The organism is Pseudomonas sp. Hp2 (assembly GCF_006386585.1).
In the GTDB taxonomy this organism is placed as follows: Bacteria; Pseudomonadota; Gammaproteobacteria; order Xanthomonadales; family Xanthomonadaceae; genus Pseudomonas_S; species Pseudomonas_S boreopolis.
In genome coordinates this window covers 163,937-176,367 of record NZ_VAHJ01000004.1, presented here as the reverse complement: position 1 = coordinate 176,367, position 12,431 = coordinate 163,937, and the positions used below count along the sequence as shown (strand labels likewise).

Here is a 12,431-nt window from a genome sequence, read left to right as displayed (position 1 = left end):
TCGACTGGGAATCCCGGATAAAGACGGCCGCCTTGACTTCACTTGTCGGCGGGCCCGGATAATCCGCGCCATGGACCGCATCGAGCTGTGCCGCATCTTCGTCCGCGTGGTGGATTGCGCGAGCTTCACCCGCGCCGCCGACCAGCTGAACATCCCGCGCTCGACCGTGTCCGAGGCGGTGCGCGTGCTGGAGCAGCGCCTGGGCACGCGCCTGCTCCATCGCACCACCCGGCGCGTGTCGCCCACCCAGGACGGGCTGCTGTTCCATGCGCGCTGCCAGCAGCTGATCGTCGACATGGACGAGGCCGAGCAGTTGTTCCGGCAGGCGCCGCAGGCCCTGTCCGGGCGGCTGAAGGTGGACGTGCCCGGCCGGATCGGGCGCTTGATCGTGGCGCCGGCCTTGCCGGAATTCCTGCGCCGGCACCCGCAGGTCGACATCGAGCTCGGCATGACCGACCGGACCATCGACCTGGTCGAGGACGGCGTGGACTGCGCGCTGCGGGTGGGGCCGCTGGAAGACTCGCGCCTGGTCGGCCGCAGCATGGGCCAGCTGCCGCTGGTCAACGTCGCCAGCCCGGACTACCTGCGCAGGCACGGCACCCCCGCGCATCCGTCGATGCTGGATGCGCACTGGGGCGTGCTGTACGCCTCGCCCGGCAGCGGGCGGATCGAGCCGTGGGAATGGCGCGAGAACGGCGAGCTGCGCACCCGCTCCCTGCACGGCCGCGTGACGGTGAACAGCGCCGAGGCCTACATCGCCTGCTGCCTGGCCGGGCTCGGCCTGATCCAGGTCCCGGCCTACGACGTGCGGCGCGAGCTGGAGGAGGGCAGGCTGGTGGAGGTGATGCCCGGGCACCGCGCCGACCCGCTGCCGATGACGTTGCTGTACCCGCACCGGCGCCATCTCTCCCGGCGGCTGCAGGTCTTCATCGACTGGCTGCAGGCGCTGCTGCAGCGCGAGACGGCATCGCCGCCGGCCGGCGTCCGCAAGACGCGCCGCATGGCGCCGCGCGCCTGATCCGCACCGTGCGCTGCGCGGATCCGTCGAACGGAATCGTGCCGGACCATGCCTAAAGTCATTTGACGGTCGATTCCGCGCACCGCAAGAATCGGGATCGCGCTCCGCGTGTGCGGCGCGCCCGACCAACCTTCCGCGCGTCCGTGCGGAACCAAGGGGAGTATCGCCGTGCATCGACGTGATTTCCTGGCCCTGACCGGGCTGACCGCGGGCGGCTTGATGGTGCCGTCCTTCTTCGGCAAGGCCATCGCGGCCGAGCAGTTGCTGGCCACGCTGGACCCGGCGGTCAAGAAGCGCCTGGCCGATGCCGCGCTCGACGCGGCGCGCAAGGCCGGCGCGAGCTACAGCGACGTGCGCATCGGCCGCTACCTGCGCCAGTTCGTGATCACCCGCGAGGACAAGGTGCAGAACGTGGTGAACACCGAGTCCACCGGTGCCGGCGTGCGCGTGATCGCCAACGGCGCATGGGGCTTCGCCGCGACCAACGACCTCACCGAGGCGGGCATCGCCCGCGCCGCGCAGCAGGCCGCGGCGATCGCCAAGGCCAACGCCAGGATCCAGACCGCGCCGGTGCAGCTGGCCAAGGCGACGGGCTACGGCGAGGTGTCGTGGAAGACGCCGATCAAGAAGAACGCGATGGAGGTGCCGATCAAGGACAAGGTCGAGCTGCTGCTCGGGGTCAACGCGGCGGCGATCAACGCCGGCGCCAACTTCGTCAACTCGATGCTGTTCCTGGTCAACGAGCAGAAGTACTTCGCCAGCACCGACGGTTCCTACATCGACCAGGACGTGCACCGCATCTGGGCGCCGATGACGGTGACCGCCATCGACAAGGCCAGCGGCAAGTTCCGCACCCGCGACGGCCTGTCCGCGCCGATGGGCCTGGGCTACGAGTACCTGGACGGCGACGCGTCCGGCAAGGTCGTCACGCCCAACGGCGTGGTCAACTACGGCATGTCCTACGACATGAAGGAAGACGCCGTCGCCGCCGCGCGGCAGGCGCAGGAGAAGCTCAAGGCGCCTTCGGTCAAGCCGGGCAAGTACGACCTGGTGCTCGACCCGTCGCACACCTGGCTGACCATCCACGAGTCGATCGGCCATCCGCTGGAGCTGGACCGCGTGCTCGGCTACGAGGCCAACTACGCCGGCACCAGCTTCGCCACGCTGGACAAGCTCAAGTCCCACTTCCAGTACGGCAGCGACAAGGTGCACGTCTTCGCCGACAAGACCCAGCCGGGCAGCCTCGGCGCGGTCGGCTACGACGACGAGGGCGTGAAGACCAAGCAGTGGGACCTGATCCGCGACGGCAAGCTGGTCGACTACCAGACCATCCGCGACCAGGCCCACATCCTCGGCAAGACCGAGTCGGACGGCTGCTGCTACGCCGACTCCTGGAGCAGCGTGCAGTTCCAGCGCATGGCCAACGTGTCGATGGCGCCGGGCAAGACGCCGCTGTCGGTGGCCGAGATGATCAAGGACGTGGAGAACGGCATCTACATCATCGGCGACGGCTCGTTCTCGATCGACCAGCAGCGCTACAACGCGCAGTTCGGCGGCCAGCTGTTCTACGAGATCAAGAACGGCCAGATCACCCGCATGCTGGAGGACGTGGCCTACCAGATCCGCACGCCGGAGTTCTGGAACGCCTGCGTGGCCGTGGCCGACGAGCGCGACTACCGCCTGGGCGGTTCGTTCTTCGACGGCAAGGGCCAGCCGGGCCAGGTCTCGGCGGTCTCGCACGGCTCGTCCACGGCCCGCTTCAACGGCATCAACGTCATCAACACCGCCCGTTCGCTGGGCTGACCGGCGCAAGGAGATATCCCATGAGCATCCTCACCGAAGCGCAGGCCAAGGCCATCCTCGACAAGGTCGTCGCGCTGTCCAAGGCCGACGAGTGCACGGCCTCGCTGTCCGGCTCGATCGACGGCAACATCCGCTTCGCCCTCAACAACGTCTCCACCAGCGGCATCGTCGACAACACCGAGCTGGCGGTGCAGGTGGCGTTCGGCAAGCGGGTGGGCACCGCCACCATCAACGAGTTCGACGACGCCTCGCTGGAGCGCGTGGTGCGCCGCGCCGAGGACCTGGCGCGGCTGGCGCCGGAGAACCCGGAGTTCGTGCCGGCGGTGCCGAAGCAGACCTACACCCCCAGCCCGACCTTCAGCGAGTCCACCGCCGCGATCACCCCGGAGTTCCGCGCCCAGGTGGCGGCCGACTCGATCGGCCCGTGCAAGGGCAACGGCCTGATCGCCGCCGGCTTCCTGGAGGACGGCCAGAACTTCGAGGCCTTCGCCAACAGCAACGGCAACTTCGGCTACCAGCGCGGCTCCCGCTTCGACTACACCTGCACGGTGCGCACCGAGGACGGGCGCGGCTCGGGCTGGGTCGGGCGCAACCTGAAGGACGCGGCCGACTTCAAGGCCGAGCAGGACATCCGCATCGCCATGCGCAAGGCCAGCGAATCGGCCGAGGCCAAGGCGCTGGAGCCGGGCAAGTACACGGTGATCCTGGAGCCGGCCGCGGCGGCCGGGCTGATCAGCTTCATGATGAACTTCTTCGACGCGCGCATGGCCGACGAGGGCCGCAGCTTCCTGTCGAAGAAGGGCGGCGGCAACAAGCTCGGCGAGCAGGTCTACGACCCACGCGTGAACATCACCGCCGACCCATGGGACCCGCGCGCGCCGGTGATGCCGTGGGACAACGAGGGCCTGCCGCGCGAGAAGATGGCCATCGTCGAGAACGGCAAGGTGGTCAACCTCAACTACTCGCGCTACTGGGCGCAGAAGAACGGCAAGCGCGCGGTGGGCGAGCCGGGCAACCTGCTGATGGCCGGCGGCGACAAGTCGATCGCCGACCTGGTGCGCACCACCGAGAAGGGCATCCTGGTCACCCGCACCTGGTACATCCGCATGGTCGACCCGCAGACCGTGCTGCTGACCGGGCTGACCCGCGACGGCACGTTCTACATCGAGAACGGCCAGATCAAGCACCCGGTGAAGAACTTCCGCTTCAACGAGTCGCCGGTGATCATGCTCAACAACATCGACGAGCTGGGCAAGCCGGTGCGCGTGGCCGGCGACGAGTCGAGCTTCGTGATGATGATCCCGCCGATGCGGTTGCGGGACTTCACGTTCACCTCGCTGTCGGACGCGGTGTGAGGGAAAGGCGGCCCTCATCCGCCCCTCCGGGGCACCTTCTCCCGCGCGCGGGAGAAGGGATGGCACCCGGCGTCACACGCAGCGCGGCAAGGCACCTTGTCCCGCGCGCAGGAGAAGTATTGGCCAGCTACGATCTTTCCGCGGTCCGGGATGCCGGAAGTGTCCCTTCTCCCGCTTGCGGGAGAGGGTGCCCGCAGGGCGGATGAGGGCCATGACTCGCAACCAGTTCCTGCAGCTGCTGCTCGGCACGGCCGCCGCCGCCGCGCTGCCGTGGCCGGCGCGGGCGCAGGCGGCGCGCTACGACTTCTGGTTCACGCGCCTGAAGTACGACTCCGGCGACTGGGACGTGGACGCGCGCATGCCGTCCAACCTGATCACCTCGCTGATCGACTACACCACGCTGCGCGTGGACCCGGTCGAGCACGTGCTGCCGCTGGCCGACCCGCGCATGCTGTCGGCGCCGTTCTGCTACCTGGCCGGGCACAAGCTGGTGGAGTTCAACCCGGCCGAGCGGCGCAACTTCGAGCGCTACGTGCGCAACGGCGGGTTCGTGTTCGTGGACGACTGCAACCACGACATCGACGGGCTGTTCGCCAAGTCGTTCGAGGCGCAGATGGCGGCGATCTTCGGCAAGTCCGCCCTGAGGAAACTGCCCAACCGGCACCCGATCTACAGCAGCTTCTTCAAGTTCCCGGACGGCCCGCCGGCGACCGGGTTCGAGCTCAACGGCTGGGGCGACGACCTGGTGCACGACTACCTCAAGGGCATCGAGATCGACGGCCGCCTGGGCGTGCTCTACAGCAACAAGGACTACGGCTGCGAATGGGACTACGACTGGCGCAACAAGCGCTTCCTGGCCGAGGACAACACCAAGTTCGGCGTGAACATCGTGATGTATGCATTGAACTCATGACCCTTGTGGGAGGGACTTCAGTCCCGACGGGCTTTACCGGTAAAGCCCGTCGGGACTGAAGTCCCTCCCGCAGAGAACCACTGCGAGATTCCCATGACCTCCCCCGACCCACAGACCCTCGATCCCCTGCTCGCCAAGCTCGGCGAACTGCGCGGCGCGCTCGCCCAGGCCGTGGTCGGCCAGGGCGAGGTGGTCGAGCAGTTGCTGATCGGCCTGCTCGCCGGCGGCCATTGCCTGCTCGAAGGCGCGCCCGGGCTGGGCAAGACCCTGCTGGTGCGCTCGCTCGGCCAGGCGCTGGAGCTGCAGTTCCGGCGCGTGCAGTTCACGCCCGACCTGATGCCCAGCGACATCCTCGGCACCGAGCTGCTGGAGGAGGACCACGGCACCGGCCATCGCCATTTCCGCTTCCAGCCCGGCCCGGTCTTCACCAACCTGCTGCTGGCCGACGAGCTCAACCGTACCCCGCCCAAGACCCAGGCGGCGCTGCTGGAGGCGATGCAGGAGCGCACCGTCAGCTACGCCGGCACCACCTACTCGCTGCCGGCGCCGTTCTTCGTGCTGGCCACGCAGAACCCGATCGAGCAGGCCGGCACCTATCCGCTGCCGGAGGCGCAGCTGGACCGCTTCCTGCTGCACGTGCGCGTGGACTACCCGAGCGAAGCGGAGGAGCGCGACATCCTGCGGCAGACCACCGGCTCGCATGGCGCGCAGGTCCCGCGCGTGATGGACGCGGAGGCGGTGCAGGCCCTGCAGCGCCACGTGCGCGAGGTGCACGTCGGCGAGGACCTGCTCGGCTGGATCAACCGCCTGGTGCGCGCCAGCCGCCCGGGGCCGCAGGCGCCGGAGGAGGTGCGGCAATGGGTGAAGTGGGGCGCCGGCCCGCGCGCCGGGCAGTCGCTGGTGCTGGCCTCGAAGGCGCGCGCGCTGCTGCACGGCCGCTACGCCGCGACCCGCGAGGACGTGGCCGCGCTGGCCGCGCCGGTGATGCGCCATCGCCTGCTGCTGTCGTTCGCCGCCGAGGCCGAGCAGAAGACGGCCGACGACGTGGTCGCCGCGCTGCTGCGCGGCGTGCCGTTCGCCGCCTGAGCGGGCCGTCGTGGCCGAAGGCTTGCCGGCGCTGATCCCGGGCGATGTGCGAAGCCGCCTGCGCACGTTGCAGCTGCGCGCGCGGCGCATGGCCGGCGCGCACGGCATCGGCCTGCACGCCAGCCGCAGCCGCGGCGCCGGGCTGGAGTTCGCGCAGTACCGCGCCTACGAGCCGGGCGACGAACTGCGCCAGGTCGACTGGAAGCTCTACGCGCGCTCGGACCGCTTCTTCGTGCGCGAGGCCGAGCGCGAGAGCCCGTTGACGCTGTGGCTGCTGCTCGATGCGACCGCGTCGGCGGGACAGGCGGACCAGCGCCGGCCGGACTACGCGCGGCTGGATGCGATGAAGACCCTGGCCGCCTGCGCCGCCGAGGTCGCGCTGCAGCAGGGCGACCGCTTCGGCCTGGTCGCCGTGCATGGGGCAGGCCTGGAGCTTGTGCCTGCCGGTACCGGCCTGCGCCAGCGCGACCGGCTCTGGCTGGCCTTGCATCGCCTGCGCGCGCAAGGCGCCTGGCCGTCGCCGGCGGCGCTGCGGCCGGTCTGGGAACGCATCGCCGCCAACGACCTGGTACTGGCGATCGGCGACGGTTTCGACGAGGACGCGGGCGAACTGCTGGAAAAGCTCGCGGCCGCGCGCCGCGAGGTGCTGCAGTTGCAGGTGCTGACCTGCGACGAGCGCGATTTCGCGTTCGCTGGCGGCCATCGCTTCCTCGATCCGGAGACCGGCGAGGAACTGCTCGGCGACGGCGCCGCGATGCGCGCCGACTACCTGCGCCGCTTCGCCGAGGCGCAACGCGCGCGCGCGGCACGCTGGCAGGCGGCGGGCATCCGGCATGCGGTCCATCATCTGGACGAGCCGGCGGACGCGGTGCTGCGGCGGTTGTTCGAGGCCAAGGCATGATCGGCATCGCGTTGTCGTCTTGGCCCTCATCCGCCCCTTCGGGGCACCTTCTCCCGCCGGGCGGGAGAAGGAACGCCGGCATGCCGCCGCACGCCGCGCCAACGGTTTCGCTCCCTTCTCCCGCGAGCGGGAGAAGGTGCCCCGAAGGGGCGGATGAGGGTATCCCTTGAACCTCGTCCTGCTCCTGCCCCTCGGCCTGGCCGCGCTCGCCGCGCTGCTGCTGCCGCTGCTGATCCACCTGGCGCGCCGCAGCGAGCATCGCCCGACACCGTTCGCGGCGCTGCGCTGGCTGCGCGCGGTGCCGCGCCCGCGCCATCGCGTCCGCTTCGACGAATGGCCGCTGTTGCTGGTGCGCTTGTTGCTGCTCGCGCTGCTGGCGCTGCTGCTCGCGCAACCGGCGCTGCTCGGGCGCGACGACCGCCGGCCGCGCATCGCGGTCGCGCCCGGCGTCGATCCGGCGCAGGCGCGCGCCGCGGTTGCCGGCGAGGCGGATGCGCATTGGTTGTGGCTGGCCCCTGGATTTCCCGACCTGGCCACACCCGCGCCCGATGCGGCCCGGCAGCAGGCCAGCCTGTTGCGCGAACTCGACGCGACGTTGCCGGCCGCGACGCCGTTGACCGTCGTGGTCCCGCGCCGATGGGGCGGCCTGGACGGGCAGGTACCGGTGCTGTCGCGGCGCGTGCGATGGCAGGTCGTGGAAGCCGCGTCGCCATCGCCCGCGGCCGCGAAGACCGCACCGCCAACGCTGCGCGTGTTCGCCGATGCTGCGAACGATGGCGCATTGCGCTACCTGCGCGCCGTGCAGGCGGCCTGGCACGAAGACGCCACGCTCGATGTCCGGCCCGCCGCCGATGCTGCCGCCGCACCGCCGCGCGATACGACCGCGCTGTGGCTCTCCGCGGCCGCACCGCCGGCATCGCTGCTGCAGTGGGCCCGCGACGGCGGCACGCTGCTGCTCGATGCGCGCACGCCGCTGCCGCGCGGGCTCGCGCTGCAGCCGCACTGGCACGACGAGCGCGGCACCGCCGTGGTCGAAGGCGCCGGCTTCGGCGCCGGGCGCGTGTTGCGCTTCGCCCGCGCGCTGGATCCGGTCGCACTGCCGCCATTGCTCGACGCCGCGTTCCCGGACCGCCTGCGCGGCGTGCTGCAACCGCCGCCGCCGCCGCAACGCGCGTTCGCCTCGACCCAGGCGCCGATGACCGGCGCCACGCCTTCGCCGGCCGCACCGCGATCGCTGGCGCCCTGGCTGGCGTTGGTCGCCGCGCTGCTCTTCCTGCTCGAACGCTGGCTGGCGACCTCGCCGCGGCGCGGGAGGTCCGCATGAGCGCCGCGCGGCTCTCCCTGCTGTGGCGCGCGGCGCGGCGCCGCCGCCAGGCGATCGTCTGGTCGCAGGGCGTGCCGCTGGCGTTGCTGGCGGCCGCGCTGGCCTGGCGCTGGGCCGGCCCGTCCATGGCCATGGCCGTCGCCACCGTCGCGCTGCTGGCCACCGCCGCGTCCGGCGTGCTGCGCGCGCGGCGCCTGGACCGCCGCTGGCTGGTCCGCCGGCTCGACCGCGACCGCGACCTGGAGGACAGCGCCGACCTGCTGTTCGCCGATCCGGCCGCGCTCGGGCCGTTGCAGCGATTGCAGCGCGCGCGCGTGGAGGCGCGGCTCGGTTCCGGCTCCCGCGACCTGCGCGAACCCTGGCCCTGGCGCTCGATCCTGCCGCTCGCGCTGGCCGCGCTCGTCCTGGCGTCGCTGGCGCTGCGCTGGCCGATGCACGGCCAACGCCCGAGCGCGCCCGCGGCGCGCGACGAGGCATCCGCACCGGCCAGCCGTGCACCGGTGCTGCGCACGGCGCGCCTGCACGCCACGCCGCCGGCCTATACCGGCCAGGCGCCGGGCACGCTGCCGTCGCTCGACGCCAAGGTGCCGCAAGGCACGCAGCTGGCGTGGACGCTGCGCTTCGAGCCGCAACCGATGCGCGTCGCCTTGCGCCTGCACGACGGCAGCACGCTGGAGCTGGTGCGCGACGGCGATGCCTGGCAGGCGCGGATGGCGCTGCAGCGCTCCACGCTGTACCGGGTGATCGTCGACGGCAAGCCGCTGGACGGCGCGCTGCACAAGCTCGAGGCGCTGCCGGACCGCCCGCCGCAGGTGCGCGTGCTCGAACCGGAAAGCAGCCTGGTGCAGTGGACGCCGACGCGCGCCGGCTGGGCGCTCCGCTTCGAGGCCAGCGACGACTACGGCGTCGCCGCCGGCGCGCAACTGAAGCTCACGCTGGCGCAAGGCAGCGGCGAGAACATCCGCTTCCGCGAGCAGACCGTGGCGCTGGCCGGCAGCGGGCCGGCGACGCTGCGCCGGTTCGCGCACACGCTGCAGCCGCAGGCGCTGGGCATGGCGCCGGGCGACGACCTGATCGCGCAGCTGGTCGTGCGCGACACCCGCCAGCCGGCGCCGCAGGAGGCGCGCAGCGCCAGCGTGATCCTGCGCTGGCCGCCGCCGGAACAGGCGCTGGCGACCGACCTGGAAGGCAGCGTCAAGAAGACCCTGCCGGCGTACTTCCGCAGCCAGCGCCAGATCATCCTCGACGCCGAGGCGCTGCTGAAGGAGAAGCCGCGGCTCGATCCCGACGCCTTCCTCAAGCGCTCCGACGCGATCGGCGTGGACCAGCGCCTGCTGCGGCTGCGCTACGGCCAGTTCCTCGGCGAGGAGAGCGAAGGCGCGCCGAAGCCGCCGCCGGCCGACGACATTCCCAGCGCCGACGCGCCGCCGACGGCCGACCTGCCCACCGCCGATGCGCCCGCGCCCAGGCCCGAGCCGGCACGCGACGCGCATGCCGGCCACGACCACGACGAAGCGCCGCAAGGCGCGGCCGCGCTCGACGACCATGATCACGACCATGACGCGCACGGGAGCGCCGGTTTCGGCCAGGCCGGCAACGTGCTCGCCGAGTTCGGCCACACCCACGACCATGCCGAGGCCGCGACCCTGCTCGATCCGAAGACCCGCGCCACGCTCAAGGCCGCGCTCGACCAGATGTGGCAATCCGAGGGCGAACTGCGCCAGGGCCGTCCCGCGCAGGCACTGCCGCATGCGTACAAGGCGCTGGAGTACATCAAGCAGGTGCAGCAGTCCGAACGCATCTACCTGGCGCGGGTGGGGCCGGAGCTGCCGCCGATCGACGAGGGCCGCCGCATGAGCGGCCAGCGCGACGGCCTGGCGCGGCGCGAGGACGCGCTCGTCGCGCGTACCGCGCCCGACCCGCGGCCGATGGCCTTGTGGCAGGCGCTGGGCGCGGCCGATCGCGCCGCGGCGTCTGGCGCATTGGACGATTTCGCGGCGTGGCTAGGCACCCACCAGGGGAGCATCGAGAACGCGCTCGACCTGGCCGCCGCGGTCGAGACCTTGCGCGCCACGCCCGACTGCGGCGCCTGCCGGCAGCGCCTGCGCGCCCTGGTGTGGCCGCTGCTGGTCCGTCCCCCGGCCGCGCCGGCGCCGCGCGCGCCGGCCAACGAGCGTGGCCGGCGCTACCTGGACGCGCTGCAACGGCAGGAGGACGCGCGATGACGCAACTGGTCCTGGCCGCCGTGCTGGCGGTGGCGGCATTGTTGGCGATGTGGCGCCTGCGCCGCGCCCGCGTCGCCGCCTGGAAGAAGATCGCCCTGCTTGCGCTGCAACCGGCATGCGCGGCGCTGCTCTACTTCGCGCTGGCACCGCCGCCGCGCGCAGGACAGGCCGGCACGCTGGTGGTCGCCAGCGCCGGCAGCGACCTGCGTTCGCTGGGCGCGGCACCAGGCGACCGCGTCGTCGCGCTGCCCGAAGCCCCCGCGCTGGCGGAGGTGGAACGCGTCCCGGACCTGGCCACGGCATTGCGCCGCCATCCCGGCACGCAGCGGCTGCGGATCGTCGGCGCGGGATTGCCCGCGCGCGATCGCGACGCCGCCGCCGGCTGGCCGCTGGCGTATGCGCCCGTGGCGCCGGTGCCGGGCCTGGCCGAGCTGTCCACGCCGCCGCCGTTGGCGCCGGGCGCCGGTTTCGCCATCGGCGGCCGCGTCGTTGGCCTGCCGCACGCGAGCGTGGAACTGCTCGACCCGGCCGGCCGCCGGGTCGATCGCGCGAGCATCGGCGAGGACGGGCGCTTCGTCCTGGACGGCAGCGCGCGCGCGACCGGCGATGTCCTGTTCGAGGTCCGCGTGCTCGATGCCAAGGGCGACCCGCGCGACCGCGCGCAGGTGCCGGTATCGGTGGCCGAAGCGCCGGCCCTCGAACTGTGGCTGATCGCCGGCGCGCCGCAGCCGGAACTGAAGTACCTGCGCCGCTGGGCGCACGACGCCGGGCTCTCGCTGCAGACCCAGGTCGCGGTCGGCGGCGGCCTGCAACTGGGCGATGCGCCGCGCCCATTGGAGGCGGCCACGCTGGACGGCGTCGACCTGTTGATCGTCGACGAACGCGCGTTGGCCGGGCTCGGCCGCGGGCAGCGCGCCGCCGTGCGCGACGCGGTCGCGCGCGGGCTGGGCCTGCTGGTGCGGATCGGCGGCCCGCTCGACGCCGGCGCGCGCGCCGCGCTGGCCGAGCTCGGCATGCCGCTGCGCGGCGAGGGCGGGATCGCGCCGGTCAGGCTCCCCGGTCCGGCCGATGCGTCGCTGGATGCGGCGCGGCGCGGCGCACCGGCCGGGCCGGACCCTGGCCGCGACGACGAAGCATCGCCCTTGCCGGCGCTGGAGCGCCGGGTTTTCGCACCCGCCGCCGCTGGCGCGGTCGATGCGCTGCGCGCTGCCGACGGCAGCGCCTACGCCTGGTGGCGCACGCTCGGCCGCGGTCGGATCGGCGTGACCACGCTCGCCGACAGCTATCGCCTGGTGCTCGAAGGCCACGCGTCCGCGCATGCGGCGCTGTGGAGCGAGCTGCTGTCGCCGCTGGCGCGCCCGAAGGCGCCCGCCCTGGCCGTCGCCGCGCCCGGGTGGCGCGACGAACGGCTGGCGCTGTGCGGCCTGGGCGACGCCGCCGTGCTGCAGGCCCCGGACGGCAGCGCGGCCCCGCTGCTGCGCGATCCGGCCACCGGCGACGCCGCGTGCGCCGGCGCGTGGCCGCGCCAGGCCGGCCTGTATCGCTGGCAGGACGGCGAACGCGCCGGCCGCGTGCTGGTGCGCGATCCGGCCGAGGCGCCCGCGTTGCACGCCAATGGCCTGCGCGCGGCCACGCTAGGGCTGGTGCGCGAAGGCGCGCCGCCGCGGCCGGCGATGGCCGCGCCGCAGCCCGGCCCGCGCTGGCCATGGTGGCTGGCCTTCGTCGCCGCTGCCGCGTTGCTGTGGTGGCTGGAACGCAGCCGCCTCGGCCGGGACCGCGCCGGAACCGCCCGCTGACCCTTCGTCA

Annotated in this window: 9 protein-coding genes; all 9 read left to right on the top strand. The window is 72.6% G+C overall.

Going from position 1 to position 12,431, the window contains the following annotated elements; all coding sequences use genetic code 11:
- Positions 1-70 precede the first annotated feature (70 nt).
- On the top strand, positions 71-1,018 hold the full coding sequence (locus tag FD678_RS13825) for a LysR family transcriptional regulator (protein ID WP_140724661.1): 948 nt from the start codon (positions 71-73) through the stop codon (positions 1,016-1,018).
- A gap of 168 nt (positions 1,019-1,186) precedes the next feature.
- Positions 1,187-2,821, top strand: a complete 1,635-nt coding sequence (locus FD678_RS13820) for a TldD/PmbA family protein (protein ID WP_177497798.1) — start codon at positions 1,187-1,189, stop codon at positions 2,819-2,821.
- Between the two features lie 20 nt (positions 2,822-2,841).
- Positions 2,842-4,176, top strand: coding sequence for a TldD/PmbA family protein (locus tag FD678_RS13815; protein ID WP_140724658.1), 1,335 nt, complete (start codon positions 2,842-2,844; stop codon positions 4,174-4,176).
- Between the two features lie 211 nt (positions 4,177-4,387).
- Positions 4,388-5,089, top strand: coding sequence for a DUF4159 domain-containing protein (locus FD678_RS13810; RefSeq protein WP_140724655.1), 702 nt, complete (start codon positions 4,388-4,390; stop codon positions 5,087-5,089).
- A 93-nt stretch (positions 5,090-5,182) separates the two neighbouring features.
- Positions 5,183-6,175, top strand: coding sequence for an AAA family ATPase (locus tag FD678_RS13805; protein ID WP_140724652.1), 993 nt, complete (start codon positions 5,183-5,185; stop codon positions 6,173-6,175).
- A 10-nt stretch (positions 6,176-6,185) separates the two neighbouring features.
- On the top strand, positions 6,186-7,076 hold the full coding sequence (locus tag FD678_RS13800; RefSeq protein WP_140724649.1) for a DUF58 domain-containing protein: 891 nt from the start codon (positions 6,186-6,188) through the stop codon (positions 7,074-7,076).
- Positions 7,077-7,242: 166 nt separating this feature from the next.
- Entirely contained in the window at positions 7,243-8,400 is a 1,158-nt protein-coding gene (locus FD678_RS13795; protein WP_140724646.1) for a BatA domain-containing protein, read from the top strand.
- Positions 8,397-10,625, top strand: a complete 2,229-nt coding sequence (locus FD678_RS13790; protein ID WP_140724643.1) for a DUF4175 domain-containing protein — start codon at positions 8,397-8,399, stop codon at positions 10,623-10,625. Before FD678_RS13795 ends, FD678_RS13790 begins: the two co-directional genes overlap by 4 nt.
- Complete coding sequence (locus FD678_RS13785) at positions 10,622-12,421, top strand: carboxypeptidase regulatory-like domain-containing protein (protein ID WP_140724640.1); 1,800 nt, start codon at positions 10,622-10,624, stop codon at positions 12,419-12,421. The genes FD678_RS13790 and FD678_RS13785 overlap by 4 nt, the downstream gene beginning before the upstream one ends.
- The last annotated feature ends 10 nt before the right edge of the window (positions 12,422-12,431 follow it).